General features: G+C 32.4%; 25 protein-coding genes and 1 tRNA gene. 13 read left to right on the top strand and 13 right to left on the bottom strand.

Annotation, left to right across the window (positions count from 1 at the left end):
- Window positions 1-81 precede the first annotated feature (81 nt).
- From NAT47_RS10430 to NAT47_RS10415, 4 genes are all read right to left on the bottom strand, one after another.
- A complete protein-coding gene (locus tag NAT47_RS10430) occupies window positions 82-1,380 on the bottom strand; it encodes an ABC transporter permease (RefSeq protein WP_250582521.1) in 1,299 nt (432 codons plus the stop codon).
- Between the two features lie 2 nt (window positions 1,381-1,382).
- Entirely contained in the window at window positions 1,383-2,303 is a 921-nt protein-coding gene (locus tag NAT47_RS10425; RefSeq protein WP_250582519.1) for an ABC transporter ATP-binding protein, read from the bottom strand.
- 163 nt (window positions 2,304-2,466) lie between these two features.
- Window positions 2,467-3,594, bottom strand: coding sequence for a molecular chaperone DnaJ (gene dnaJ / locus NAT47_RS10420; RefSeq protein WP_250582517.1), 1,128 nt, complete (start codon window positions 3,592-3,594; stop codon window positions 2,467-2,469).
- A 60-nt stretch (window positions 3,595-3,654) separates the two neighbouring features.
- Window positions 3,655-4,194 (bottom strand): nucleotide exchange factor GrpE, encoded by a 540-nt coding sequence (locus tag NAT47_RS10415; protein ID WP_408610608.1) that lies wholly within the window; start codon window positions 4,192-4,194, stop codon window positions 3,655-3,657.
- Between the two features lie 178 nt (window positions 4,195-4,372).
- Here NAT47_RS10415 and NAT47_RS10410 point away from each other — a divergent pair, with 178 nt between their 5' ends.
- Entirely contained in the window at window positions 4,373-5,035 is a 663-nt protein-coding gene (locus NAT47_RS10410) for a YceI family protein (protein WP_250582513.1), read from the top strand.
- Between the two features lie 34 nt (window positions 5,036-5,069).
- Here the strand turns inward: NAT47_RS10410 and NAT47_RS10405 are convergent, their stop codons facing one another.
- Both NAT47_RS10405 and NAT47_RS10400 read right to left on the bottom strand, forming a co-directional pair.
- Window positions 5,070-5,975, bottom strand: coding sequence for a TIGR01777 family oxidoreductase (locus NAT47_RS10405; RefSeq protein ID WP_250582511.1), 906 nt, complete (start codon window positions 5,973-5,975; stop codon window positions 5,070-5,072).
- A 103-nt stretch (window positions 5,976-6,078) separates the two neighbouring features.
- Window positions 6,079-6,534 carry a DUF4442 domain-containing protein gene (locus tag NAT47_RS10400; protein WP_250582509.1) on the bottom strand — a complete coding sequence of 152 codons (456 nt, stop codon included), beginning with the start codon at window positions 6,532-6,534 and terminating at the stop codon, window positions 6,079-6,081.
- A gap of 231 nt (window positions 6,535-6,765) precedes the next feature.
- Between NAT47_RS10400 and NAT47_RS10395 the strand changes: the two genes are divergently transcribed.
- From NAT47_RS10395 to NAT47_RS10380, 4 genes are all read left to right on the top strand, one after another.
- A complete protein-coding gene (locus tag NAT47_RS10395) occupies window positions 6,766-7,095 on the top strand; it encodes a PadR family transcriptional regulator (RefSeq protein WP_250582507.1) in 330 nt (109 codons plus the stop codon).
- 5 nt (window positions 7,096-7,100) lie between these two features.
- The gene (locus NAT47_RS10390) at window positions 7,101-8,891 is read left to right on the top strand and encodes a PspC domain-containing protein (RefSeq protein ID WP_250582506.1); all 1,791 of its coding nucleotides are present in this window, start codon (window positions 7,101-7,103) and stop codon (window positions 8,889-8,891) included.
- Between the two features lies 1 nt (window position 8,892).
- Window positions 8,893-9,618 (top strand): head GIN domain-containing protein, encoded by a 726-nt coding sequence (locus tag NAT47_RS10385; protein ID WP_250582504.1) that lies wholly within the window; start codon window positions 8,893-8,895, stop codon window positions 9,616-9,618.
- Window positions 9,619-9,898: 280 nt separating this feature from the next.
- Window positions 9,899-10,735, top strand: coding sequence for a GIN domain-containing protein (locus tag NAT47_RS10380; RefSeq protein ID WP_250582502.1), 837 nt, complete (start codon window positions 9,899-9,901; stop codon window positions 10,733-10,735).
- 24 nt (window positions 10,736-10,759) lie between these two features.
- Here the strand turns inward: NAT47_RS10380 and NAT47_RS10375 are convergent, their stop codons facing one another.
- The 3 genes from NAT47_RS10375 to msrA are packed head-to-tail and all read right to left on the bottom strand — an operon-like array spanning window position 10,760 to window position 12,341.
- Complete coding sequence (locus tag NAT47_RS10375; protein ID WP_250582500.1) at window positions 10,760-11,074, bottom strand: hypothetical protein; 315 nt, start codon at window positions 11,072-11,074, stop codon at window positions 10,760-10,762.
- 55 nt (window positions 11,075-11,129) lie between these two features.
- Window positions 11,130-11,798, bottom strand: a complete 669-nt coding sequence (gene folE, locus NAT47_RS10370; protein ID WP_250582498.1) for a GTP cyclohydrolase I FolE — start codon at window positions 11,796-11,798, stop codon at window positions 11,130-11,132.
- A 15-nt stretch (window positions 11,799-11,813) separates the two neighbouring features.
- A complete protein-coding gene (gene msrA, locus NAT47_RS10365; protein ID WP_250582644.1) occupies window positions 11,814-12,341 on the bottom strand; it encodes a peptide-methionine (S)-S-oxide reductase MsrA in 528 nt (175 codons plus the stop codon).
- 280 nt (window positions 12,342-12,621) lie between these two features.
- Here msrA and NAT47_RS10360 point away from each other — a divergent pair, with 280 nt between their 5' ends.
- Entirely contained in the window at window positions 12,622-13,287 is a 666-nt protein-coding gene (locus NAT47_RS10360; RefSeq protein ID WP_250582496.1) for an ABC transporter ATP-binding protein, read from the top strand.
- 106 nt (window positions 13,288-13,393) lie between these two features.
- Window positions 13,394-14,152 (top strand): TIGR02757 family protein, encoded by a 759-nt coding sequence (locus NAT47_RS10355; protein ID WP_250582494.1) that lies wholly within the window; start codon window positions 13,394-13,396, stop codon window positions 14,150-14,152.
- A gap of 30 nt (window positions 14,153-14,182) precedes the next feature.
- Here NAT47_RS10355 and NAT47_RS10350 read toward each other — a convergent pair.
- A tRNA-Ala gene (locus tag NAT47_RS10350) sits at window positions 14,183-14,256 on the bottom strand.
- Between the two features lie 94 nt (window positions 14,257-14,350).
- On the opposite strand from NAT47_RS10350, the gene NAT47_RS10345 reads away from it, so the two are divergent.
- The 4 genes from NAT47_RS10345 (at window position 14,351) to NAT47_RS10330 (ending at window position 17,955) form a co-directional block, all read left to right on the top strand.
- Window positions 14,351-14,923 (top strand): pentapeptide repeat-containing protein, encoded by a 573-nt coding sequence (locus NAT47_RS10345; protein ID WP_250582492.1) that lies wholly within the window; start codon window positions 14,351-14,353, stop codon window positions 14,921-14,923.
- Between the two features lie 81 nt (window positions 14,924-15,004).
- Window positions 15,005-15,586 (top strand): cytochrome b/b6 domain-containing protein, encoded by a 582-nt coding sequence (locus tag NAT47_RS10340; protein WP_250582490.1) that lies wholly within the window; start codon window positions 15,005-15,007, stop codon window positions 15,584-15,586.
- 85 nt (window positions 15,587-15,671) lie between these two features.
- Window positions 15,672-15,986: an HPF/RaiA family ribosome-associated protein gene (locus tag NAT47_RS10335; protein ID WP_250582488.1), complete on the top strand. Its 315-nt coding sequence runs from the start codon at window positions 15,672-15,674 to the stop codon at window positions 15,984-15,986.
- A 265-nt stretch (window positions 15,987-16,251) separates the two neighbouring features.
- Window positions 16,252-17,955, top strand: coding sequence for a T9SS type A sorting domain-containing protein (locus NAT47_RS10330; protein WP_250582486.1), 1,704 nt, complete (start codon window positions 16,252-16,254; stop codon window positions 17,953-17,955).
- Window positions 17,956-18,440: 485 nt separating this feature from the next.
- Here NAT47_RS10330 and NAT47_RS10325 read toward each other — a convergent pair whose 3' ends face one another.
- The gene (locus NAT47_RS10325; protein ID WP_250582642.1) at window positions 18,441-21,071 is read right to left on the bottom strand and encodes a valine--tRNA ligase; all 2,631 of its coding nucleotides are present in this window, start codon (window positions 21,069-21,071) and stop codon (window positions 18,441-18,443) included.
- Window positions 21,072-21,267: 196 nt separating this feature from the next.
- Here NAT47_RS10325 and NAT47_RS10320 point away from each other — a divergent pair, with 196 nt between their 5' ends.
- On the top strand, window positions 21,268-21,693 hold the full coding sequence (locus NAT47_RS10320) for a DUF1573 domain-containing protein (RefSeq protein ID WP_250582484.1): 426 nt from the start codon (window positions 21,268-21,270) through the stop codon (window positions 21,691-21,693).
- 34 nt (window positions 21,694-21,727) lie between these two features.
- On the opposite strand, the gene NAT47_RS10315 is transcribed toward NAT47_RS10320, so the two are convergent.
- Entirely contained in the window at window positions 21,728-23,038 is a 1,311-nt protein-coding gene (locus tag NAT47_RS10315; RefSeq protein WP_250582482.1) for a PDZ domain-containing protein, read from the bottom strand.
- 120 nt (window positions 23,039-23,158) lie between these two features.
- Between NAT47_RS10315 and NAT47_RS10310 the strand changes: the two genes are divergently transcribed.
- Window positions 23,159-24,352: a pyridoxal phosphate-dependent aminotransferase gene (locus NAT47_RS10310; protein WP_250582480.1), complete on the top strand. Its 1,194-nt coding sequence runs from the start codon at window positions 23,159-23,161 to the stop codon at window positions 24,350-24,352.
- Between the two features lie 102 nt (window positions 24,353-24,454).
- Here the strand turns inward: NAT47_RS10310 and NAT47_RS10305 are convergent.
- Window positions 24,455-26,730: PKD-like domain-containing protein (locus tag NAT47_RS10305; RefSeq protein WP_250582478.1), on the bottom strand; the 2,276-nt coding region annotated here is incomplete at its 5' end.

Genomic DNA, 26,730 nt, shown 5'->3' with positions numbered 1-26,730 from the left:
TTTTAGTTTAAAAGGTGAGAGTTTAAAAGTTTAAAAGGAAAAAACTCTTAAACTTATAAACATTTAAACTCTTAACCTCTTTTAATATTTTAACCACTTGTATAATTCTTTCCAACTTGGTTTTTTTCCGTACATTAAAATACCTACTCGGTAGATTTTTGCTGCAAACCAAACTACAAAGATAAACGTTCCGTACAATAAAACCACAGAAAGCGCAATTTGCCATAAAGGAACTCCAAATGGAATTCGCATTAACATTACAATTGGTGAAGTCAATGGTACTAAAGAAAAAATCACTGCTACTGTTCCGTTCGGATCATTCATAACAGTTAAAAAACCAACATAAACCGCCAACATTAACGGCATGATAATCGGCATTAAAAACTGTTGCGAATCGGTTTCAGAATCTACTGCAGCTCCAATGGCAGCGTAGAACGAACTATATAAAAAGTAACCTCCAATAAAGAAAATCACAAAGGAAATAACTATCGTAAACACAGGGATTTCATTAATATACAATTGTAATTTTTCTACAAAACTCATAGCTACTTCAGCTTGTTCTACCGAAACTTGAGCGGTAGTAACAGCTTCTTGTTGCCCTCCCAAAACAGCAGACAAAGAAAAAATTAAAATAACGCCCAAAACAATCCAAATTAAGAATTGTAAAATTCCAGCTAATGAAGTTCCGATGATTTTTCCCATCATCAATTGAAATGGCTTTACAGAAGAAATGATGATTTCAATAATACGATTTGTTTTTTCTTCGATCACACTTCGCATGACCATATTTCCGTAGATGATAATAAACATCATAATTAAATAGCCGAAAGCAAAACCAATTCCAATTTTAATTTCATTTAAAAATTTCAACCCATCTTCACCTGAAAACTTTGCAAATTGTACCTCCGATTTAATTTTGGCATTTTCAATCTTTTCAGCATCAAAACCCAATTTTTTAAGATTCTCTTTGTTTAATTTGGTATCGATAATCTTTTGTAAATTCATTAAGAAATCCATTTTCGGACTATCATCTGAAATATAGGTTGTTTTTGTGGCTAACTCATCAACATTGGCAACTTGAGGCACGTAAATCAAACCTTCAAAAGCATTACTTGCAGAGTCTTTTGCTTTATCAAATGGCAAATTGGAAAGATCTACATATTTTATATCTTCCGAATTTTTAAAATCATTTATAAAGATATTGGCTCTGTCATGAACTCCCACAATTTTAATATCTCCTTTGTTCACACTCGACAAATAAGCAATTAAAAACGTCATTCCTACAATCAATAACGGACCTAAAAAAGTCATTACGATAAATGATTTATTGCGCACTTTGGCAATAAATTCTCTTTTTATGATTAAAGATAATACGCTCATGATTATTGACTTACGGTTTGAATGAATATATCGTTAACGGTAGGAATTTTTTCCATAAAATGGGTTACTTGACCAAATTGCGTCAGCATAGAAATCAGTTCATTTGAGGAATGATTTTCTAAGTGTACTTCCAATTTCAAATCATCATTTAAAGATTTGAAGTTGGTTTGCCCAATGGTAAATTTTTGAGTTAAACTAACCATTAATCCTTCAATATTATTGGTAATGATACCAACTTGATAGATATTTGTTCGATGTTGACGTTTTACATCATCTAATTTTCCTTCAATTAATTTGTTAGATTTGTGAATCAACGCAATATAATCGCACATTTCCTCTACCGATTCCATTCGATGCGTTGAAAAAATTACAGAAGTTCCTTTTTTATTCAATTCAATAATTTCGTCCTTAATTAAATTCGCATTAACCGGGTCAAAACCGGAAAAAGGTTCGTCTAGAATCAGTAATTTAGGTTGATGTAAAACCGTTACAATAAATTGGATTTTTTGCGCCATTCCTTTGGAAAGTTCTTGAATTTTCTTGTCCCACCAACCTTGAATTTCAAACTTTTCAAACCAATATTTTAATTGCTTTTTTGCTTCTGCCTCTGGCATACCTTTTAATTGAGCTAAGTACAAACATTGCTCGCCCACTTTCATCGTTTTGTACAAACCACGTTCTTCAGGCATGTATCCAATGTGTTTTACATGTTCTGGATTTAACTTTTCACCATCTAAGAAAACAACCCCACTGTCAGGCATTGTAATTTGGTTGATAATTCGAATTAGTGATGTCTTTCCTGCACCATTTGGACCTAAAAGTCCGTAAATACTACCTTTTGGAACTTGAAGTGACACATTATTTAAAGCGGTATAATCGCCATATTGTTTCACTACATTTTGTACTTCGAGAATGTTGCTCATATATAGAATGTATGAATTTGTATTATTAGTAAGTAGTAAATATACTGATTTTGTTACAAAAAAAACCCACCCTTTATTGCTAAAGGATGGGAAAAATTGCTATGAAAAAGAAAAACTCACCTTCCTAAGAAAGTGAGTTTCAAATGTATTAATATTTATTTAATTATGAAAACATATCTTTAACTTTTTCAAAAAAAGATTTATCTGACTTTTCTGGTTTCGGAATAAAGTTTTCATCTGTAAGCATTTTCTCAAAAAACTGCTTTTGTTCTTTGTTTAAAGTTTTTGGTGTCCAAACATTTACATGAACTAATAAATCGCCATTTCCGTAAGAATTTAAGCTTGGAATACCTTTTCCTTTCAATCGAAGAATTTTACCCGATTGAATTCCTTCTTCTAATTTAATTCTTACTTTTCCAGAAACTGTATCAATTTCTTTAGAAACACCTAAAGCGGCTTCAGCAAAACTGATGTATAAATCGTAATGTAAATTTTCGCCTTCACGCTTTAAAAATTCATGCTCAATTTCTTCGATAGCCACAATTAAATCACCTGGAACACTATTTGTTCCTGGCGCTTCGTTACCTTTTCCAGCAACTTTTAATTGCATACCATCTACTACTCCAGCTGGAATTTTGATTGATACGGTATCGTCCTCTAACAACATTCCTTGTGCATCGGCTCCAGCAGGTTTTTGATCTAAAATTTGACCAGAACCGCTACAAACATGACACGTAGTTGCCGTTTGCATTCTACCCAAAATGGTATTGGTCACTTTCATAATTTGCCCAGAACCATTACAAGTTGGACATGTTCTGTAAGTAACCCCGTTAGCTTGAACTTTACGTTTAACTTTTACTTTCTTTTCAACTCCATTAGCAATCTCTTCCAAAGTTAATTTTACTTTGATACGTAGATTACTTCCTTTAACTCTACGTTGACCACCGCCACCAAAGCCACCTCCGAAGCCAGAGAAACCGCCACCTCCAAAAGCCCCTCCAAAAATATCTCCAAACTGATTGAAAATATCATCCATATTCATATGATGACCTCCGCCAAAACCACCGTTTTCAAACGCTTGATGTCCGTATTGATCATAACGAGCCTTTTTGTCAGGGTCGCTCAATACTTCATAGGCTTCGGCTGCCAATTTAAAATTTTCTTCTGCTTCTTTATTTCCTGGGTTTTTATCAGGATGAAATTCGATAGCTTTCTTGCGATACGCTTTCTTAATTTCTTCAGGAGTAGCACTTTTTGTGATGCCTAATATTTCGTAAAAATCTTTTTTCATTCTATTTTTTATTATAAAATATAGCGTAAAGACAAGCTAGAACTTGACTCTACAATGGGATTATTGCCCTACTACAACTTTTGGATAACGAATAATCTTATCACCCAATTTGTAACCTTTTTCAATCACGTCCACCACTTTACCTTTTAAATCATCTGAAGGTGCTGGAATTTGTGTAATGGCTTCAGCATAATCAGCATCAAAAGCATCTCCTGCTTTCACTTCCACTTCTTCTAATCCTTTAGACACTAAAGTTGATTTTAATTTATCGTGAATCAATTGTACTCCGGTTACTAAGGCTTGTTCTTGTGATTTAGAAATTTGAGCCCAAGCTCTATCAAAATCATCTAAAACAGGTAACATTGCTTGTAAAACTTCTTGATTTGCTGTTTTAAATAAATCGATACGCTCTTTAGTAGTGCGTTTTTTATAATTTTCAAATTCAGCAAAAAGTCTCAAAAATTTATCTTTTTCTTTCGCTAATTCCTCTTGTAGTTGCTCTTCAACCGTTTGTTCAGGAGCATTTATTTCTTGATTTTCTGAAACATTCTCAGTATTAATGTTTTCCTTCTCGATGTTTTCAGTACTTTCTTGACTCATATTTTTAAAAATTTTTTTAAACATTTTTACTTTAGTAATTGAGATTGCAAATGTATTGCCAAAAGTTAAAAAATGTCAAATTGTCAGCAAATTTATTGAAAGTTAAATTTTAATAACTTCTTAAGAGAGTTTTATAAAATTTAGAATTATGTTTGTGATAAACAAAAAAAATTATAATATGAAAAAAAGCATTTTAAGTTTATTCGTTTTAGCTACAATTACGATGAATGTAGCTTGTAAAGGAGAAAAAAATGAAACTGGAGAAGCTGGAGAAGTTGCAACTGCAACAGCAGAAAGCACTACTTATAAAGTAGATACGCAAACTTCAGTTATCGAGTGGGTAGGTTCTAAACCAGCTGGAAAACACAATGGAACCATTAATTTAAAATCAGGTGAAGTTGCCGTTAAAAACGACAGCATTCAAAGCGGTAAGTTTGTCATCGATATGAATTCGATTGTGGTTACCGATTTAAAACCAGGTGATGGAAAAGAAGATTTAGAGGCTCACTTAAAAGGAACCGGAGACAAAGAAGGAGAAGATCATTTCTTTAACGTAGGTAAATTTCCAGAAGGAATGTTTGAAATCACTTCAATAACGTCTGAAAATGGAAAAACTACAGTAAACGGTAACTTAACACTAAAAGGGATTACAAAACCTGTTACATTTCCTGCAACAGTTGCTTATGAGGGAAATAATATGACATTAACTTCTGATTCGTTCCAAATCAACAGAACACATTGGAATGTAAACTATGCTTCAAAATCTATCTTTGATGATTTAAAAGACAAGTTTGTAAATGATGAAATAGAATTAGTTGTAAAATTAAAAGCAACAAAATAATAAAGCAAAACCGCCAATTTAATTGGCGGTTTTTTTATTTTAATAAATCTTGTAAGGACTTGTCTAAAGAGGCAAATTTGAATTGAAATTTCAAATCGAGAAGCTTTTTGCAACTTACGTGTTGACTTGAGAATAACATTTCATGCATTTCACCTAAAATTATTTTCATCATAAACTTTGGAATATTTGGTAATAACAACGGTTTGCCTAAGGTCTTAGCAATTGCTTTAGTTAATTCCGTATTCGTAACAGGATAAGGTGCAACACCATTGTAAACTCCAGAAAGTTGATTTTGAATTATAAATTGGAAAATAGCTACCAAATCCTCAATATGAATCCAAGATTGATAATGCTTTCCTGTTCCGAAAGCAGCACCAACTCCCAACTTAATAGGCTTAGCCATTTCTTGTAGCGCTCCTCCATTTTTAGCCAAAACAATTCCAATTCTAATTTTAGCTACTTTAATATTCAATTTTTCAAATTGATTTACCTCTTCCTCCCACTGTTGCACAACATTACCTAAAAAAGAATTATCTACCTGATTATCCGTTTCATGATAAATGTAGTTTAAATCGTCTGGGTAAATTCCAATGGCAGATGCTGAAACAATTTGTTTTACATGATGAACATTTTTTTGAAGCGTTTTATATAACAATCTTGTAGAAAGGACTCTACTTTCAATAATTTCTTGTTTGTAAGATGGTGTCCATTTTTTAGCTACTGTTGCACCTGCTAAATGTACAATCACCTCAACATCTGTTAAAGCATTTAAATCAATATCAGAGGTTTTAGGATTCCAATAGAAACCTTTGTAATTATTTTGAGAAACTAACTTTGATTTTGAAGTAGATAAATAATGAACTGTAAAACCATTTTGAAGTAACAATTTTACTAATTCTTTACCAACCAATCCCGTAGCCCCTGTAATTAAAACTGTCATTTTTATTCCTTTTGCCTCAAAATTAATATCAAAAATTCAGTAATGAAAGTTAATTAACTTATGTTTAGGATTAGTTTTATGATGAAAATTGAATCTAAATTTGTTAACTTCTGACTTTTATAGTCCACTCAAATTGCATTTCAGACACTTGTTCTCCTTTTTCATTTTTACCTACTGAAGTTAACCAAATGGTTTGCCCTTCTTTAGTTGCAATTGCTCTTTGAATGGTCTCTTTAATCAAATTCCCTTGATTACATGTAAAAGTTATTCTTCCCGTAGCCTTTTTAGTGAAGACACTTTTATTTTGAGCAACCAACATAGAAATGCTTTTCCCGCTTTCATGGATTTGAAGCATCACTAAAACTCCTGTTGTAAACTCTGCCGCCATGGCTTGTACAGCAAAGTACATCGAGTTAAATGGATTCTGATTGAACCAACGATGCTTCACGGTAACCTCACAGACTTCTGGCGAAATAGATTTTACTCTTACCCCACTCCAAAAAGCAGAAGGCAATTTAAAAAACATAAAAGCATTTAATTTTGATGGTGTAAACTGCATATTCTATTGATTTTGTTGTAAAAATACAAAAAATACTATGCATTCCTACTATTTTTTTAAATGTTAATAATTTGTTAAATATTAGTACTATGCGTAACACAATACCTGCTTTTAGACTTATCTTTGTATAAGAAAATAATAGGTAATCTATTTTTCAATCATCAAATCAATCAATGCGAAAGCAAAAGAATCAAAAAATGAACAGTCTAATTAAAAAAAACAAGTGGAATTATGAACATTGAAAACACAAAAGCACAAATGCGTAAAGGTGTTTTAGAATTCTGTATCTTATCCGTATTAAAAGAAAAAGATGCGTATACTTCTGAAATATTGGACACGCTAAAAAATGCTAAATTACTGGTGGTAGAAGGTACCGTTTACCCACTACTAACTAGACTTAAAAACGATGGATTATTAAATTATCGTTGGGAAGAATCAACATCGGGTCCACCAAGAAAATATTACGGATTAACCGATGAAGGGAAAGAATTTTTAAAAGAATTGAATGGCACCTGGAAAGAATTATCAGATGCTGTAAACATAATAACAAGTCAAAACTAAAGGTCATGAACAAAACAATAAGTATAAATTTAGGAGGTTTTTTCTTTCACATCGATGAAGATGCCTATCAAAAATTATCGCGTTATTTTGATGCGGTGAAAAGTTCACTTTCACCTGATGGAAGAGACGAAATCATGAAAGATATTGAAAGTCGCATCGCCGAACTTTTTCAAGAACGCATAAAAAGCGACAAACAAGTAGTTGGTTTATCTGAAATTGAAGAAGTAATTTCCATCATGGGCCAACCAGAGGATTACAAAATTGATGATGAAAACACATCATATCAATCTAATACTACTTCAACAAATTATTATTATCCAACAAAAAGATTATATCGCGACAAAGAAAGTGGTATGCTTGGTGGCGTTATGGCTGGATTAGGACATTATCTTGGAATAGACGCTCTATGGTTAAGAATCATAATGGTAATTTTATTCTTTGGTTTTGGTACAGGATTTTTTGTGTACATTGTGTTATGGATATTAATCCCTGAAGCAGTTACCACTACTCAGAAACTAGAAATGAAAGGCGAACCGATAACCATTTCAAACATCGAAAAAAAAGTAAAGGAAGGTTTTGACGACATTACTTCTAAGTTTAGTAATATCGATCATGAGAAAATCGCTAACACAGCTAAATCTGGAGCTACTAGAATTGGTTCTACTATTGAAGAAGTTATCACAACTATCTTTAAAGTATTTGCCAAAATAATAGGCGCATTTATTGTATTCTTTTCAGGAATTGCCTTATTAGCAATTGTTGTAACGAGTATAATTATGCTGTTTTCGTCAACTATGCCTAATAATTATATTTTGAATCATATTGAAACCCCGATCGGACTCGAAACTCCTCTTTGGGCACAAGGAATCTTATTTTTACTAGGATTTGGAATTCCGTTGTTTTTCTTGCTAATTTTAGGATTAAAACTAATAGTTAACAACTTAAAATCTTTAGGCAATTACATAAAATATAGTTTGTTAGCGGTATGGTTAATCACTGTTGCAATCATAATTTCGTTAGGAATTAACGAAGCTTCACAATTAGCTTTTGATGGAAAATCGGTTCAAAAAGAAATGATTGCGATTGCTCCAACCGATACATTGAAAATCAAATTTAAAAACAATGATTTTTACTCAAAAAACAATCACAAAAATCACGATTTCAAAATAACACAAAACGAAAGTGATAACGAAATTATCTATTCGAATAATGTTTCTATCGAAATTAAATACACCGATGAAACAGTTCCTTATCTGTTAATTGAAAAGTTAGCCAAAGGAAAATCGGCTTCAATAGCAAAGAAAAGAGCAGAGAAAATTAATTATAATTACAAAATTGAAGGTAACACAATTGTTCTTGATAATTATCTATTAACCGCTGTGGAGAATAAATTCAGAGGTCAAGAAGTAGAAATTTATTTGTATGTACCAAAAGGAACTATCTTCCAAACTGACGAAAACTTCAACAACTACGACAATAGTGATGACGATTTTTTTGATTTAGACAAGTATGATACTAAAAACCCTGTTTTTCAGGTAGATACTTATGAAATTAATTGTTTAAATTGTTTAGCATCTGAAAACAACAACGACTTAAGTATCGAAATTGAGACAGATGATGCTGCTACTTCTATTTATTATGATGAAAATGGAGTCCTAGTGAAAAAGGTAGTTAATAAAGAGACCAATGGTGTAGTTAAAACTACGGAAGAAAAAACAGCTACTACAAAAAAAGCAAAACTGGACAGTATCAAAAAAGAAGTCTTAATCGAGACGAATAATACTAAGAAAAAATAACATGAAAACATCTCTAAAATTAATCGTTTCCCTATTCGCTTTGTCCTTAACATCATGTAATGGCAACTGGAATTTGATTAACGGAATTGAAGGAAGCGGAAATGTCATAACTGAAAAAAGAAGCATTGATGGTTCTTTTACCAAAATAGAAGCTAGTGTAGGCATTGAAGTAATTGTAGAACAAGGTTCTCCATATGAAATTGAAGTTGAAGCAGATGATAATGTAATGAAACACATCATCACAAAAGTTGAAAACGGAACTTTAAAGGTAAAAATTGAAAACAACATTATCACCATGGAAGACGTAATCGTTCGTGTAAAAACCAATACAATTGAAGGATTAGAAGCGTCAAGTGGAGCTAGTATCAAAGCTTTAAAAAAATTAACTGGAACTAACTTATCTTTAAAAACAAGTAGCGGGAGCAAAGTTGAAGCCGAGCTAGAATATGAGAGTGTTAGTTGTGAATCATCTAGCGGAAGTGAAATTAAAATTAGCGGTAAAGCATTAAAGTTAACAACCAGCTCATCTAGTGGTAGTAATATTGATGCTGAAAAATTAGCTTCAAATGAAATTACAGCTCAATCCTCAAGCGGTAGTAGTATAACAGTAAGCCCAATTGTTTTACTAAATGCAAAAGCTACTGGTGGTAGCGCTATTGATTACGTTAAAGAACCAAGAAAGATAATAAAAGAAGAAGCTTCTGGAGGAAGTGTGAAACTTAACTAATTAACAAACAATTAGTAAATAATTAACAACTAAATTTCATGCATTTTATAAATTTACATTAACAAACTAAAATTCAACTCTCATGATTAAATTAATAATACAAGTTGTAGACTTTATTTTTACAATAATAGTAAACTTAGTCGATTCAATCATATAAATAGAAAGCATCAGTTTAACTGGTGCTTTTTTTCTAAATTTTAAAAATTTTATATTGCTAATGCTACTAAAAACAAAATTTAGCACAAATTTTGTGTATGTTTGCGATATCAATTTATTAAAAATGACAAAAAAATTATCTTTCCTATTAACCTTTTTATTGATAACTACTCTGTCTGTTGCTCAAAAAAAAGAAAAAATAAAAGGGTCTAAAATTGTAACCGTTTCAGTTAAAGAAATTCCTACTTTTGAAAACATTGAGATTAATGATAATTTCGAAGTGTTCCTAGTAAAATCAGACAAACCTTCTTTAGAAATAGAAGCCGATGACAATCTTCATGAAATTATTAATTATGATGTTGCTGGTGGAACCTTAAGAATTTCTTCTTTACGAGAAGCCTTTGGTATGAAAAAATTTGCTATCCGAATCAATTATACCGATGAATTAAAGCTTATCACAGCAAAAAATGAAAGTGCAATAAAAGCTTTGGCCGATTTAGAATTAGAAAACATCACAATTAAAAATTACGATGACTCCAAATCATTTTTAAATGTCAAATCAAATTACTTTGCGCTAGTTTTAAATGATAAATCGGAAGCTGAAATTAATTCAAAAGCAACTAACACATCATTAGAATTAAGTAAAAACACAAAATTAAAAGCCCTAATAACCGCTACAGATCTTAAATTAGATATGTATCAAAAAAGTCAGGCAACTATAGAAGGAACCAGTAGTACAGCAAAATTACGATTAGATAATTATGCAAGTTTAACTGCAAAGAAATTATTGATTACTAATATGCAATTAAGTGCCGAGAGTTATTCAAATAGTGCAATTAATGTAAGCGGCACTTTCACGTTAGACGCTTCAGGAAAATCAGAAATAGAACTTTTAGGAGAACCGAAAATTGTGATTAACAAATTCACTAACAATACTACTTTGTATAAAAAAGAAAAATAAAAAATGGAGCAAATGCTCCATTTTTTATTCTTGTTCTTTACATCCTCTAATTACGTAGGTATAAAACCACGTTATAGTAAAAGTAGGAATCATATCAACCATTGGCAAAAGCTCTTCTACTAAACCAAAAATACCAGCCAATTTACCAATAGGCCCCTTGTACATTAAGATTAAGATCAATGCTGAAACCGGTGCCCAAAAAATATCAGTAATTTCAGAAAAAACAGGAACTATGTAAGACATCATTCCTACTGCATCAAACAACAAACTCAAAAGTAACATAGTACCTCTGTTATTTTTTTGAGGAATAGTTTCTGATGTTTTTGGTTCTGGTGTCATTTTCAATTTTGTAAATTCACTAACGAATATACAAAACAAATATCACTTCTTACACCTATTCCTTGTGAATCATTTTGTAAAAATCATCGCGGAATTCTTTCTGGTTAAAAACACCACCATATTGTAAGGTTGAAGTATAACTACTTTCATCTTTTATACCACGACTCGATACACACAAATGCGTTGCTTCCATCACCACAATCACATTGTCCGTTTCTAAAACCGATTTCAATTCATTGAAAATTTGCATGATCATACGTTCTTGCACTTGTGGACGTCTTGCATAATAATCTACAATGCGATTCAATTTTGATAAACCAATTACTTTTCCAGAAGAAACGTAACCAATGTGTGCTTTTCCAACAATCGGCAAAAAATGATGCTCACAAGTAGAATTGAAGCTGATATTCGCCTCTACCAACATTTTATCATACTGATACGAATTATCAAAAACAGAAACCTTTGGCTTATTCGCTGGATTCAATCCCGAAAAAATCTCTTGCACAAACATTTTAGCCACACGATGAGGCGTTCCCTGTAAACTGTCATCAGTTAAATCCAAACCTAATTCTTTCATGATAATTTCAAAATGGTGTTCAATCACTTCCATTTTTTCTGCATCTGATTTAAAAAAAGCATCTGGTCGTAAAGGTGTTTCAACCGATGTCATTTGGTGATTATCCCCAATAATGTCGAATATTTCTTTTTCAATAGTAGTGTTCATAGCAATTTTTCTCTTCTATTTTAATTTCGTTTTATAATAGTTGCGCAATTTTTCTAATTTCGGTGCAATCACCATTTGGCAATAGCCTTGACTTGAATTTTGATTGTAATAATTTTGATGATACTCTTCCGCAGGATAAAATTCGGTAGCCGACGAAACTTTAGTCACAATCTTTTTATCGTACAACTTTTCTTTTTCTAATAACTGAATGTAGTTTTCCGCTTTTGTTTTTTGAGCTTCCGAATGATAGAAAATGGCACTTCTATATTGCGTTCCCACATCAGCCCCTTGACGATTTAATGTGGTTGGGTCGTGTGTTCCAAAGAAAATTTCCAACAAATCTTCATACGCTACTTCATTGGGATTAAACGTAATTTGAATGGCTTCAGCATGACCAGTTTCTCCTGTACAAATTTCTTTATACGTTGGGTTAATCGTTTTTCCACCAATATATCCCGAAACTACTTTTTCTACACCTTTTATTTCTAAGAAAACCGCTTCGGTGCACCAAAAACAGCCTCCGGCAAATGTTGCAACTTCCATACCTTCTTTCACTTTTACTTTTACAGGTTCTTTAAATTCTTCTTTTACAATAGGTTTTTCTTTAGCCGTACACGAACTAAAAATAAAACTCAAAATTAATGATAACCCTTTGATCGTATTTTTCATAAATGCTATTCGGTTATTTTGTTTAACAAAACTACAAATTAATTAAACACAAATTCTATTTTAACGAAACTTTATTATTTCAAATACGCGAATAGATGCGCAATAGTTTTTTTATTAGCCAAAAATCTTTGTTTCTTTGTAAAAATGTTAGGTTATGATTACAGCTAAAAATGTACATAAATATTACGATTCGCTTCATGTTCTAAAAGGAGTGGATTTACACATTAAAAAAGGAGAAATCGTTTCTATTGTGGGTGCTTCGGGCGCTGGAAAAACGACTTTACTTCAAATTTTAGGCACTTTAGACGAACCTGCGAAACAAAATAATACTGTTTTAGAAATCAATGGTTCATCAGTTTTGAATTTAAAAGATAAAGAACTTTCAAAATTTCGTAACCAACATTTGGGATTCATTTTTCAATTTCACCAATTACTTCCAGAATTCACCGCTTTAGAAAATGTTTGCATTCCAGGATTTATAGCCAATCGCGATAAAAAAGAAGTAGAAATCGAAGCTAAAAAACTACTTTCCTATTTAGGCTTATCCGAAAGAACGCATCACAAACCCAGCGAACTTTCAGGCGGAGAACAACAACGTGTTGCGGTAGCCAGAGCTTTAATCAACAAACCAGCTGTTATTTTTGCCGATGAACCTTCAGGAAATTTAGATACCCATACCGCCGAAAACTTACACGAATTGTTCTTCAAATTGCGAGATGAATTTGGGCAAACCTTTGTAATCGTTACCCATAACGAAGAATTAGCCAACATGGCAGACCGAAAACTGACAATGGTAGATGGGAATATCGTAACTATTTAAATCGATAACCATATAAGTCAAATAAGCTTAAATGCACTCATTAAGTACTTTCAATGAATTAAGCTTTACAAATAGAAACTTATATGACTTATATGTTAAATTAAAAATGACACAATCCGAGTTAAAAGAATTTCTAGACGAAAAAGTCGAGTTGTACAACAATCCGAATTTCATTGAAAGTGATCCAATTCAAATTCCGCATTTGTATTCTTTGAAAGAAGACATTGAAATTGCTGGATTTTTGGCAGCAACAATTGCTTGGGGAAATCGTAAAATGATAATCAACAACGCCAAGAAAATGATGGATTTGATGGGAAATGCACCTTACGATTTTGTCATGAATCATTCGGAAGCGCAATTAGAAGCCTTAGAAAATTTCGTTCATCGTACTTTTAACGGACAAGATTTTGTGGGATTTGTAAAAGGTTTGCAACATATTTACCAAAATCATAACGGATTAGAAGCCGTTTTCTCGAAAGAAAATCCAACCATGCAACACACAATTTCAGAATTCAAACAATTATTTTTTGAGATTCCTCATTTAGCTCGAACGGAGAAACACATTTCAGATCCGTTGAATGGCTCCGCGGCAAAAAGAATAAACATGTACTTGAGATGGATGGTTCGAAAAGACAACAAAGGAGTAGATTTAGGAATTTGGAACAGCATCTCTCCTGCGCTACTCTCTTGTCCATTAGATGTGCATTCGGGAAATGTAGCACGAAAATTAGAATTGTTAACGCGCAAACAAAACGATGCTAAAGCTTTAGCAGAACTAGACGAAAATTTAAGAAAATTAGACCCTAACGATCCTGTAAAATACGATTTTGCCTTATTTGGACTAGGCGTTTTTGAAGGATTTTAAAACAAAAATCCTGCCGAAACAGGATTCTAGTGGAGAATACCGGATTCGAACCGGTCGCCTCTACGCTGCCAGCGTAGCGCTCTAGCCAAATGAGCTAATCCCCCAATCTTTCAACGAATATAATATTTTTTTTTAATATTTTGATTTCTTTTTTATTCAAAAAAAATTAAAGTAGCTTTACAATTCTAAAATTTTACCATGCACGCAGACTATATTACCGATCAAAGTTTTAACGACATTACCTTTTCCGAAAACGATATCAAATACAAAGAATACGAAAATTGCACGTTTACGAGTTGCGATTTCACTTCGTGCTTTTTTGTTGCTGTGGCTTTTATCGATTGTAATTTCTTGGATTGCAATTTCAAAGGAACTAAAATCAATCATGTTTCGTTACGAGATGTTTGGTTTACCAAATGTGATTTCACCTCGGTAAATTTTGCGATGACAGACCAAATTTTATATGAATTTCACTTCAAAGATAGCTTACTGGATTATGCGCAATTCTACAGTTTGAAACTCAAAAAAATGCAATTCATAAATTGTAGCATGATTGCCGTTGATTTTATGGAAAGTGATTTAACAGAAGCATTATTCGACAACTGTAATTTACGACACGCTGTTTTCATTGGAACCACCGCCAATAAAACCGATTTTTCAACTAGTTATGATTTCATCATCGACCCCGAAAAGAACAAACTAAAACGCGCTATTTTTTCAACTGAAAATTTAGCTGGCTTGTTAAAGAAATATGATTTGGTGATTAAATAATTCAAAACTTCAATTTATGTTAGGTTTCCATTTATTAACTGAAAACTTATTCTTACATTTGAGTTACTAAAACTACAAATTATGAGAACCCGAAACTATTCAAAAGTATATAGAATATTACACTGGTTGATTGCTTTTTCGTTCATCTTGTTATTAGTTACTATTTTTCTTCGCAAAACTTGGATGGAGAAAAATCACGTAGCCGAAATCATTCAAGCATTTTTAGCAGATAAAGGATATGCAGCTTTACCAGAAGATGACGCTATTTTGTTGGCTAAAAAAATCAGAAAACCTATGTGGGATTGGCATATTTACTTAGGTTATGTCCTAACCGGTTTGTATTGCATTCGATTAGCGGTACCATTTTTTGGCGAAATGAAATTCGCTTCTCCTTTCAAAGCAGGATTAGATGCTAAAACGAAATTTCAATATTGGGTATATTTGATATTTTATGTTTGTACTGCGATTTCATTAATCACTGGTTTGATAATTGAACTGGGGCCAAAAGAGTACAAAAAACCTATGGAAGAAATTCACGAACTTTCGTTGTATTATTTGCTAGGATTCATGATTTTGCACTTTGGAGGTATATTAATTGCCGAACTAACCTCAGACAAAGGATTAGTTTCTAGAATTATAAACGGAGGAACTGCTAAGAAATAATTATAACATTTTTAACTTTTAAGAAGTTGCAAAAATGAAAGAATATTCGTAATTTTAAGTATTATTAATTATAATCCTTACAACTATGTTAGTTCAAATTCACACCGACAAAAACATTGAAGGCGGAAGCCGATTTGCAGAATTCTTTAGCAACGAAATTAAAAATGAATTAGCAAGATTTGACGAAATCGTAACCCGAATAGAAGTACACGTATCCGACGAAAATGGAAATAAATCCACTCCAAACGATAAAAAATGTGTTATTGAAGCCAAAGTAGAAAAAAAACAACCCATTGCTGTTACCGCAACAGCCGATAGCCCAGAAAAAGCCTTTTTTGAAGCGTTAGAAAAAATACAACGTGTTTTAGATACCACTTTAGATAAAATTAAAGAACATTAAAAATAAAGAATCCCGAGTTTAGGCTCGGGATTTTTTTGTTTATAAGTTATTGCAAACTAATATAGTGTTTGTTAATTTGTAGGAATTTTTTTTATTTTTAGAAAACGCTAGTTTACAGCATATATACACCCAAAAACGGGTAGATTGGCGCTATTTTATAGCGCGTATAAACGAGTTAGCGGTAATTTATCAACAAACCAGAAAAATTTATAAGATAAAGCAACCATTTCAATTATTACACATCTTCTAAATAAAAAATAATTATATGAAAAAAATTACAATAGTATTTTTGCTGAGTTTTATAAAATTATTTTCTCAAACACCAACTGTACAATGGGCTGGAAGAATTGGAGGTAATTATTTTGACAGTGCACAGGGCTTAAGTGTAGACCAAAGTGGTAACCTTTACATAACTGGGGGGTATCAATCAAATATAGATTTAGATATTGGAGCGGGTAATTACCCTATTACTGGAACTTCAGGGAGCGACGCGTTCTTAGCTAAATACAATAATAATGGAAATATTTTATGGGGGGTTAAATTTTCGGGAACTCTTGACAGTAGCGGTTATAATATAGGCACAGACGCAAATGGGAATGTATATTCAGTTGGAAAATTTTTCAACACCATAGATTTTAATCCAGGGGCAGGAATTTTTAATTTAACTGCTACTCCTGGTCCTTATTCAATCTCAGACATTTACTTATCAAAGCTCGATTCAAATGGCAACTTTGTCTATGCAAAAAAAATCGGCGGACTTGGTGTTAAAGATCCCTCGGGCTTCAAAGTAGATTCAAATGGTGATATCTATCTTTCCGGATATTTCAACAAAGAAACTTTTTTTTCTGACACAGTTTCACTTATCCCAACTGTTGGCCAAGATAATATTTATGATATGTTTATTGCTAAATGGAATAGTAATGGAAATTTGCTATGGGCAAAACAAATTGGTTCTGGTTCTATTATGCAACGTTCAGAAAGCATGATAACAGATTCCAACGGAAATATATACTTATGTGGAAACTTTCATGAAACTACTGATTTTGACCCTAGTACCTCTGGCACATTTTTTATGACACCCCATACATTGGGTTCAACGGATATTTTTGTACTAAAGTTAGATAATGATGGTAATTTTGTATGGGCTAAAAATATGGGGGGTTCAGCTCCAAATTCAGCTAAAAGTATTGCCCTAGATCAATCAAACAACTTAACCATAACTGGTTATTTTTCTGGAACTATTGATTTTGATCCGGGTATCAATAACTATTTTTTAACTTGTCCTCCAAATAGTGGATATAATCCCTTTCTATTAAAACTAAATTCAAATGGCGATTTCATTTGGGCAAAACATCTAATTGGGAATGGCTATGGTTCATCTGTTACAATAAATCCTAATGGAAATATATGCATAACTGGAAAATTTAATAATACCTGTGATTTTAGTAGCGGAAATAGTACTGCTATAAATAGTACCCTAGGTGGTTCTGACATTTTTATTGCAGAATACACTAACTCTGGAAATTTTAATTGGGTAAAATGTATAGGTAGTAATCAAGATGATATTGGTAATTCCGTTGTTGCTGATTCATTTGGAAATTATTTTAACATTGGTGATTTTTACGGGAATGCATACATTAATAATTCATTAGATACTTTGAATTTAACATCACAAGGTTATCAAGACATAATGTTTATTAAAATAAGTAGTTCTAATTTAAGTACCGATGATTTCAACAGAGATGATTTTTCACTCTACCCTAATCCAAGCAAAAATGAATTATACCTCACAGTTCCAAAAGCATACGAAAATAGTGTATTAGCAGTTTATTCGATTAATGGACAATTATTGATTAATTCAGAGTTAAAAAACAATCTAAATATAGATGACCTAGCCACTGGCACATACATTATTAAAATTACAAATGATAAAAATCAAAGTATCGAAAGAAAATTTATAAAAAATTAAACTACCGCTAACAGCGGTAACTGTTGCACAACTCCCATTTTTTAAAAAGTTCCCGAAGTTTCGTCACAAAAAACATAAAACTCAACCTCTTTTAAAGTAATTTAAGAGAGGTTTATTTTTTAGATGTAGTTCAAAATCATAAAATTTAGTTGGCTTATAATCGAGGTTTTGAAGTGTGTAACTATTGATTTATAAAAGCTAAGTACTTCCCTTGTTTTAGAACTATTGCCAAATAAAATAGACAAGAAAAGCCAAAAAATCATGTGCAATCTTTTTATCCCTTAATTAATTAGTGGGTCAAAAAATTATTTTGTAGTAAGTTTATAATAACTATATAGTAACTTTATGATAAGTTTATGATTAGCTAAATTAATACCAAAGTACCAGAATAATAAGATAACACTCCATCACAAAACAAAAAAATCCCGAGCTCACACTCGGGATTCATTATTTAGATTCTGAATCAAGTTCAGAATGACAACATACTATTTCAAACTCGCTAAACTTTGTTCCAATGTCGCAATTTTAGCTAAAGCGTCGGCTTCTTTTTTGCGTTCGTTGGCAATTACTTGTTCCGGTGCGCCGGCTACAAATTTCTCGTTAGACAATTTCCCTTGCACCGAGCGTAAGAATCCTTTGATGTAGTTTAACTCTTCGGTTAATTTTGCAATTTCTGCTTCTACATCAATATTTCCTGTAATTGGAATAAAATATTCATTCGATTTCACACGATACGATAACGCACCCTCTACTTTATCTGAAACGTATTCTAAAGTCGTAACATTTCCTAACTTCTGAATCACCGAATCAAAATACGTTGAAGCTTTTTCGTTGTTCACCACTTTTAATTCCATCGTATCTTTAAACGGAATATTTTTGTCTTTACGAATCGTTCTAATTCCAGAAATAACTTCCGTTGCGAAATCAAAATCAGCAATTAATTTTGCATCAAACGCTTTCGCTTTTGGCCATTCTGAAACGATTAACGCTTGTTCTGGCGTTCTTTCGGTAATGTGTTGCCAAATTTCCTCTGTTAAAAACGGCATAAACGGATGTAACAATTTCAAGTTGTTTTCTAACATTTCAATTGCTTTTTCAAACGTAGCGCGGTCGATAGGCTGTTGGTAACCTGGCTTGATCATTTCTAAGAACCACGAACAAAAATCGTCCCAAACCAGTTTGTAAATCGCCATTAAAGCGTCTGACAATCTGTATTTATCAAAATTATCTTCGATTTCGGCTAAGGTTTGTTGCAACTTCGCTTCGTACCATTCAATCGCTACTTTTGAAGCTTCTGGTTGTGCAATATCCGCAACTTCCCAACCTTTGATTAGTTTGAAAGCATTCCAAATTTTATTAGAGAAACCTTTTCCTTGGTTGCATAATTCTTCATCGAATAAAATATCATTTCCTGCCGAAGCACTCAATAATAATCCTACACGAACACCATCAGCACCAAATTTTTCAATTAGTCCTAGCGGTTCTGGCGAATTCCCTAAAGATTTCGACATTTTACGACCTTGCTTATCACGAACTAATCCGGTTAAATATACGTTTGAAAATGGTTTTTCACCTGCATATTCATAACCTGCAATAATCATACGTGCTACCCAGAAGAATAAAATATCAGGGCCCGTAACTAAATCATTGGTAGGATAATAATATTTAAAATCTTCACTTTCTGGATTTAAAACTCCACCAAAAACAGCCATTGGCCATAACCATGAAGAGAACCAAGTATCTAAGGCGTCAGCGTCCTGACGTAAGTCAGCTGTGGTCAGTGTTGAGTTGCCAGTTTTTTCTTTTGCTAGCTCAAGTGCTTTTTCGATGTTTTCAGCTACTACGAAATCTTCTTTTCCATCGCCAAAATAGTAAGCCGGAATTTGTTGTCCCCACCACAATTGACGCGAAATATTCCAATCGCGAATGTTGTTTAACCAATGTGCATACGTATTATTAAAACGACTTGGATATAATTTGATTTCGTCTGATTCTAAAACGGCTTTGATTGCAGGTTTTACTAAATCTTCCATTTTTAAGAACCATTGGTCGGATAATCTTGGTTCGATTACCGCTTTCGTTCTTTCAGAAGTTCCTACTTTATTCAAATGCGTTTCGGTTTTTGCTAAGGCTCCAATCGTTTCTAATTCTTTCGCAATTTCTTCACGAACTACGAATCTATCTTTTCCTTGATAATGCAATCCGTATGAATTCAAAGTCGCATCTTCATTGAAAATATCGATGATTTCTAAATTATGTTTATCACCTAACGTTTTATCATTGGTATCGTGAGCAGGCGTAACTTTTAAACAACCTGTACCAAATTCTACATCTACATATTCGTCTTCGATAATTGGCACTACTCTACCACAAATTGGAACAATAGCTTTCTTCCCTTTTAAATGCGAAAAACGTTCGTCATTTGGATTGATACAAATAGCAGTATCACCAAAAATAGTTTCAGGACGAGTAGTAGCAACAGTTAAGAAATCTTCCGAACCTTCAATTTTATATTTGATGAAATATAATTTCCCTTGACGTTCTTCAAAGATTACTTCTTCGTCAGATAACGTAGTTTTTGCTTCTGGATCCCAGTTTACCATTCGGTAACCGCGGTAAATCAAACCTTTATTGTATAAATCTACAAACGAATGAATTACCGATGCTGACATATCGTCATCCATCGTAAACTTAGTACGACTCCAATCGCAAGAACAACCTAATTGTTTTAATTGCTCTAAGATGGTTCCTCCGTATTTTTCGGTCCAGTCCCAAGCGTGTTTTAGGAATTCTTCGCGTGTTAAATCGTTTTTATTGATGCCTTGTTCTTTTAACTTCGCTACAACTTTTGCTTCGGTTGCAATAGAAGCATGATCGGTTCCTGGTACCCAACAAGCGTTGAATCCTTTTAAACGCGCACGACGAATTAATACATCTTGAATGGTATTATTCAACATATGTCCCATATGTAAGACTCCAGTTACATTTGGTGGCGGAATTACAATAGTGTACGGCGTTCTGTGGTCGGGTTTGGAGGTAAAATAATCGTTTTTCATCCAGTAGTCGTACCACTTTTGTTCTACTTCTTTAGCGTTGAATTGTGCAGGAATCATTATATTTTTTCTTGTTTAATTGTTGAATCATTGAACGGTTGAATCGTTCGTTTTAACATTCCAAAACTTACTTTGGTATGCTTTTTGTTTTACTTATTGCAAAAGTAACTATATAACGAAAATAAAAAAAATGTTAGGAGTAGTTTGTTGGTTGCTCATATTTAATTAATTTTACAATAATCTATTAATTTATAAGATGATGAAAAAATTACTTGTTTATTTAACTGTCTTAATTGGGATGACTTCTTTAGCTCAAACGGGTCCAAAGATTGAATTTAAAGAAGAAACCATTAACTATGGTGAAGTAGAAAAAGGAAAAGATGATGGAATTCGAGTTTTTGAATTTACAAATACAGGAGATGCTCCTTTATTAATCAAAAATGCGAAATCAAGTTGTGGTTGTACGGTTCCAGAATGGCCAAAAGAGCCAATTGCTCCCGGAGGAAAAGGCCAAATCAAAGTGCAATACAATATGAATCCAGGTCCGATTAGCAAAACCATTACCATTGAAAGTAATGCGGTTAATAAAGAAAGTGGTATGATTCCGTTACGAATTAAAGGTACGGTAATTGTTAAAGAAGAAGTTAGCCCTTTAGTTAAAAAGAAAACATTTCCAAATTTATAAGCAAAAGTCCCAACAAAATTGGGACTTTTTTTATTTACAACACTTTTTCTAATTGAAATTTATAAGTAAAGTATTTTCCTTTTCTTTCAACCAAAAGGGTAATTTGTTTTCCCTCTTGAGATTGGAATAAATCTACAACACTCTGAATAGTTAATTTATAAGATGGTTTGTTGTTAATTTTCACTATTACATCTCCAATTAACAAACCTGCTTTTTCGGCTGGTGAATTTTTTCTCAAGGCATAAATTTCAAAGTTTGGCTTTAATTCAAATTTATAAAACTCAGATTGATTTCCTGCTGAAACATCTTTATTAACATTTATAACATTAGTCGTAAAAGCTTGTTCTACTTTTTCTTGTACAAGTTGAAATCCACTATGTTGCACTTCTATTCCTGACATGTTATAATTGAAAGGTAAATCATAAAATTTATTTTTTACAAAATAAAATATCTTACTTTCATAATCTAAAATCCAATTAAATCTTTTAATTACTTCTCCTCCAAGGGTTCCATTTCTGTTTTCTGCTAAATTAGTTTTATCAAAAAAACTTACAACGGGATAAGAAACCAAAGCGTTTTCTAAAATGTTTTTTTTAAAAGCTAGTGATTTTACCCTAGATTTTTTACCATAAACATCTCCCGAAATTGCTTTTCCTAAAAAATCTTCTATGTATTGAGGACCACATTTAATGTTATCGTTTTCAAATAACCACAAACCATCACTTAAGCCAGTATCAAATAAAAGTTTCAAATTAATTTCATCAGAGTTTAAGTTTGAATTAATATTAATGTAGGGTCTTTCATTTATAAAATCAACATTTGTTTTATCAAATCTATCTGTATTTCTTAGTATTTTTTTGGTTTTATGTAGAATAATTTTTCTTCTTTCATAATCAATTTCAACTAAGTAATTTTTAAAAAAAGAACTTCCTAAAATTCCGTTCACAGGTATTCCTAATCGATTTACAAAATTGATTTCACGATCGAAAACAAATATAGCCTCAAAATTTTTATCGATATAATTACCAACTTGTAATTGATTCTGATGAGATAAATAACCTTGCACTTTTTCGTTAATACCTGGACCAGAAATTGTAATTAATTTGGCTTTTTTAATTTCAATTGAATCATTTTGTGGAACACTAAAAATAATACTTTTAGAAGCACCCGTATCAGCAATCATTTTTAAATGTATTCCGTTAAAAATTACATTTACAATTATTAAGTTGTTTGCCATTTGGAAAGGAATCTTAATCTTATCCCTTTTAGAATTCCAAATTGTTGTATTTTGAGCCTGAGTTAGTAAAGTTAAAAGTAATAATGTTACTTGTAATACTTTTTTCATTTTTTCTTTAAAGTTAGCAAAAACAGAAATACAAATTATTGGTTTAACATTTTTTAAAAGGTTGTTTTATGAATATCACAAAAAAAAATCGCAATTTTGCACATCATAAAAAACTAAATCATGCCAAAAGTTTCTGTCAAAGGGCAACAAATGCCTGAATCTCCAATTAGAAAATTGGTCCCATATGCTGAAATTGCAAAGAAAAAAGGACATAAAGTTTATCATTTAAACATTGGACAACCTGATATTAAAACCCCCGAAGTAGCTTTACAAGCAATAAAAAATGCGGATATATCAGTTTTAGAATATAGTCATTCTGCTGGATTTGAAAGTTATAGAAATAAACTTTCACAATATTATAAAAATCATGGTTTACCAATAGAAACTCAAGATATCATCATCACAACTGGTGGTTCTGAAGCTTTACTTTTTGCTATGGGAAGCACTATGGATGCAGGTGATGAAATTATTATTCCTGAACCTTTTTATGCTAATTACAATGGATTTTCTACTGCTTCTGGAGTAAAAGTTGTTCCTGTTATCTCAGGTATTGAAACTGGTTTCGCATTACCCCCTATTGAAGCATTTGAAAAATTAATTACTTCTAAAACTAAGGCAATATTAATTTGTAATCCAGGAAACCCAACTGGTTATTTATATTCACAAGAAGAAATTTTAAAATTGGCTGAAATTGTTAAGAAACATGATTTGTTCTTAATTGCTGATGAAGTATATCGTGAATTCACATACGATGGAGACAAACACTTCTCGGTAATGAATGTCCCAGGTTTAGAAGACCATGCCATTATGATAGACTCTGTTTCTAAACGTTACAGTATGTGTGGAGCTAGAATTGGTTGTATCGTTTCTAAGAACAAAGAAGTAATGGCTACTGCCATGAAATTTGCACAAGCACGTTTAAGCCCTCCTACCTACGCTCAAATTGCAAGTGAAGCAGCATTAGATACTCCTCAAAGTTATTTTAACGATGTAATTACAGAATACAAAGATCGAAGAGATACATTAATTACTGAATTAAATAAAATTGAAGGTGTTATAGTAGCGAAACCTAAAGGCGCTTTTTATTGCATAGCAAAATTACCTGTAGATAACGCAGATAAATTTGCACAATGGCTACTAGAATCTTATGATTTGAATGGAGAAACCGTTATGGTGGCGCCAGCAGCAGGATTCTATTCTACTCCTAACGTAGGTTTAGATGAAGTTAGAATTGCTTATGTTTTAAAGAAAGAAGATCTAATAAAATCAGTACAAATACTTAAAAGTGCCATAGAAGTTTACAATAAACTTTAGGTGAAGTAAAAAAGTATAAACAGATTCTTTCCAGATTCTATATATATAATAATAAAAAAGGCGGAAATTTAAATTTCCGCCTTTTTTATTATGAATTCCCAATTATCGTTTTAAAGAGAAATGGGCTTTGAATTGTTTTTGTGTATCATTCTCAGAAAAATCAACAGTAAACCAATAGTCTGTCGAAGGTAATTGTTCTTGGTTGTAAGTTCCGTCCCAACCTTCTTCTCCATTTAATTGTTTGATAAATTTACCATAACGGTCAAATATATTGATTTTATCTGTAGTTTGTAATCCCGCAATGAACCATGTATCATTATAACCATCACCATTTGGTGTAAAATATTGAGGATATTCTATCACATAAACATCATAAGTTAAATGAGTACATCCTTGAGTATCTACTACCGTAATTGTGTGTGGTCCTGAACTCACATTTGTAAAAACATTAGAAGATTGAAGTGCTCCATTATCCAATTGATATTCTAAAACTCCTGTTCCGCCAGTAACAGTTACTACTAATGTAGCATTTCCACTAAAGTAATTACTTTGTTCAACAGTAATTCCATCTGATGGCGTTGAAGAAGTAATAGTAGCTGTAACTATTTGAGAACTACAGTTAGTACTTCTAACAGTTGCCATAACACCATAGGTCCCCACTTCGTCAGCCGTATATGTAGCATTGTTAGAATTTGGAATTGGATTATTATTAAAATACCATACAAAGTCATGAGTAGTACTACTTAATCCAGAATCTAGTACAAATGTTTGAAATGGATTTCCTGAAGCATCAACACAAATAACACCATCAATTAAGGTTGGTTGTGGAATTGGATTAACATAAACTCTGACCACTATAGTTTGTCCTCTACAATCGTCTAAACGTGGAGTAATATAATAATCTACATAACCACGGGTATCCCCAGTTGTTGTTAATACTTGTTGAATTACCGTCGATAAACCTGCATTAGAACCATCTGAAGCTCCATCTACTCCAACTTCACTAACTGTCCATTCAAAAATAGTATTAGGATTGAATGTTTCTAAGAAAATATTGGTAGAATTTATCCCACTACAAAGATCAGGATGAATTGGATCAGCAAATAATTCTGGAGTTGGATTAACTAAAATAGTAACTGTTTCAGAAGTTCCCGTACAACCATTAAAAGTAGGAGTTACTTGATAAGTAACAGACCCCTGCATTAATCCAGTTGCAATTAAAACTTGTTGAATTGCATTTCCTGAACCATTGGTAGCCCCCATAACACCAGTTCCACTAACAACAACCCAATTAAAAGTTGTTCCAGGTACTGCTCCTGTAAAAGATATATCAGTAGATTCACCTGAACATATTGGTGTTGGATCATTTGCTACAATAACATTCGGTATTGGAGTTACATTAACTCTAACTACCACAGGAGTTCCTGAACAACCATTGGCTTCTGCTATAATGGTATACACAACTTCTACAGTAGAAGTTGTACCTGGTGTTACTGTCAAAGTTTGATTTATCAAATTACCAGATCCACCTGAGGCACCTTGAACATTTCCACCTGTAACCGTCCAGTAGAAAGTTGCTTCTGCAACATTACTTGACAATTGAATATTAGTTGTACCTCCTGTACAGAAAGAAGCATTATTATTGTTTGGAACAACTGTCGGCAATGGTGAAACATCAATTCTAACTGTTTGAGCAGGTCCAACACATCCATTAGCTGTTGGAGTAACAGAATATTCAACATAACTAACAGTACCAGATGTAGCTGTTAATACTTGCGATATAATATTTCCAGATGAAGCTGAAGCTCCTGTAACATTTACTTGATTTAAAACAACCCATGAAAAAGTTGTACTTGAAACAGTACTTGACAAATTAATGCTTGTTGAAGTACCAGAACAAATTGTAGTTAATGCAGGAATTATTGTAACACTAGGTATAGGATTAACATCAACTATTGCTGAACCTGTTTGCGATTGACCACAGAAAGGAGCTATTGTAGACTCTATATAGATTACATTATAAACACTATCAGCAAATAAAACTGGAGTTGTAATCGTTGTAAATCCTGAAGAGTCAATATTAACCGTTTGATTTACACCTCCATCAATATTATAAGTAACAATAGTATTAGGAGTTGCTGTAATGGTAAGAGAACCTGTAGTTCCTTCGCAAATTACATTATTAGAAACTATACTTACTAAAGTTGGAGATGGTAAAATAGGACTAACAACAAATGAAGAAGAATCAGTTGAAGAACAACTTCCATTATTTGCTGAAACTACATAAGAAGTGCCAAAAGTCATTCCTGAAATTAATCCTGTTGAATCAACAGTTGGTCCTACTGGTGTAAAGTTATAGGTTAAACCTGTAACATAAT

The organism is Flavobacterium fragile, assembly GCF_023634865.1.
In the GTDB taxonomy this organism is placed as follows: Bacteria; Bacteroidota; Bacteroidia; order Flavobacteriales; family Flavobacteriaceae; genus Flavobacterium; species Flavobacterium fragile.
This window is presented reverse-complemented; position numbering and strand designations above follow the sequence as displayed.

What these genes read in the sequence shown, in the direction of transcription:
- NAT47_RS10430 (WP_250582521.1), bottom strand. Translation starts at nt 1,380, where the DNA reads ATGAGCGTATTATCTTTAATCATAAAAAGAGAATTTATTGCCAAAGTG.
- NAT47_RS10425 (WP_250582519.1), bottom strand. Translation starts at nt 2,303, where the DNA reads ATGAGCAACATTCTCGAAGTACAAAATGTAGTGAAACAATATGGCGAT.
- dnaJ (WP_250582517.1), bottom strand. Translation starts at nt 3,594, where the DNA reads ATGAAAAAAGATTTTTACGAAATATTAGGCATCACAAAAAGTGCTACT.
- NAT47_RS10415 (WP_408610608.1), bottom strand. Translation starts at nt 4,194, where the DNA reads ATGAGTCAAGAAAGTACTGAAAACATCGAGAAGGAAAACATTAATACT.
- NAT47_RS10410 (WP_250582513.1), top strand. Translation starts at nt 4,373, where the DNA reads ATGAAAAAAAGCATTTTAAGTTTATTCGTTTTAGCTACAATTACGATG.
- NAT47_RS10405 (WP_250582511.1), bottom strand. Translation starts at nt 5,975, where the DNA reads ATGACAGTTTTAATTACAGGGGCTACGGGATTGGTTGGTAAAGAATTA.
- NAT47_RS10400 (WP_250582509.1), bottom strand. Translation starts at nt 6,534, where the DNA reads ATGCAGTTTACACCATCAAAATTAAATGCTTTTATGTTTTTTAAATTG.
- NAT47_RS10395 (WP_250582507.1), top strand. Translation starts at nt 6,766, where the DNA reads ATGAACATTGAAAACACAAAAGCACAAATGCGTAAAGGTGTTTTAGAA.
- NAT47_RS10390 (WP_250582506.1), top strand. Translation starts at nt 7,101, where the DNA reads ATGAACAAAACAATAAGTATAAATTTAGGAGGTTTTTTCTTTCACATC.
- NAT47_RS10385 (WP_250582504.1), top strand. Translation starts at nt 8,893, where the DNA reads ATGAAAACATCTCTAAAATTAATCGTTTCCCTATTCGCTTTGTCCTTA.
- NAT47_RS10380 (WP_250582502.1), top strand. Translation starts at nt 9,899, where the DNA reads ATGACAAAAAAATTATCTTTCCTATTAACCTTTTTATTGATAACTACT.
- NAT47_RS10375 (WP_250582500.1), bottom strand. Translation starts at nt 11,074, where the DNA reads ATGACACCAGAACCAAAAACATCAGAAACTATTCCTCAAAAAAATAAC.
- folE (WP_250582498.1), bottom strand. Translation starts at nt 11,798, where the DNA reads ATGAACACTACTATTGAAAAAGAAATATTCGACATTATTGGGGATAAT.
- msrA (WP_250582644.1), bottom strand. Translation starts at nt 12,341, where the DNA reads ATGGAAGTTGCAACATTTGCCGGAGGCTGTTTTTGGTGCACCGAAGCG.
- NAT47_RS10360 (WP_250582496.1), top strand. Translation starts at nt 12,622, where the DNA reads ATGATTACAGCTAAAAATGTACATAAATATTACGATTCGCTTCATGTT.
- NAT47_RS10355 (WP_250582494.1), top strand. Translation starts at nt 13,394, where the DNA reads ATGACACAATCCGAGTTAAAAGAATTTCTAGACGAAAAAGTCGAGTTG.
- NAT47_RS10345 (WP_250582492.1), top strand. Translation starts at nt 14,351, where the DNA reads ATGCACGCAGACTATATTACCGATCAAAGTTTTAACGACATTACCTTT.
- NAT47_RS10340 (WP_250582490.1), top strand. Translation starts at nt 15,005, where the DNA reads ATGAGAACCCGAAACTATTCAAAAGTATATAGAATATTACACTGGTTG.
- NAT47_RS10335 (WP_250582488.1), top strand. Translation starts at nt 15,672, where the DNA reads ATGTTAGTTCAAATTCACACCGACAAAAACATTGAAGGCGGAAGCCGA.
- NAT47_RS10330 (WP_250582486.1), top strand. Translation starts at nt 16,252, where the DNA reads ATGAAAAAAATTACAATAGTATTTTTGCTGAGTTTTATAAAATTATTT.
- NAT47_RS10320 (WP_250582484.1), top strand. Translation starts at nt 21,268, where the DNA reads ATGAAAAAATTACTTGTTTATTTAACTGTCTTAATTGGGATGACTTCT.
- NAT47_RS10315 (WP_250582482.1), bottom strand. Translation starts at nt 23,038, where the DNA reads ATGAAAAAAGTATTACAAGTAACATTATTACTTTTAACTTTACTAACT.
- NAT47_RS10310 (WP_250582480.1), top strand. Translation starts at nt 23,159, where the DNA reads ATGCCAAAAGTTTCTGTCAAAGGGCAACAAATGCCTGAATCTCCAATT.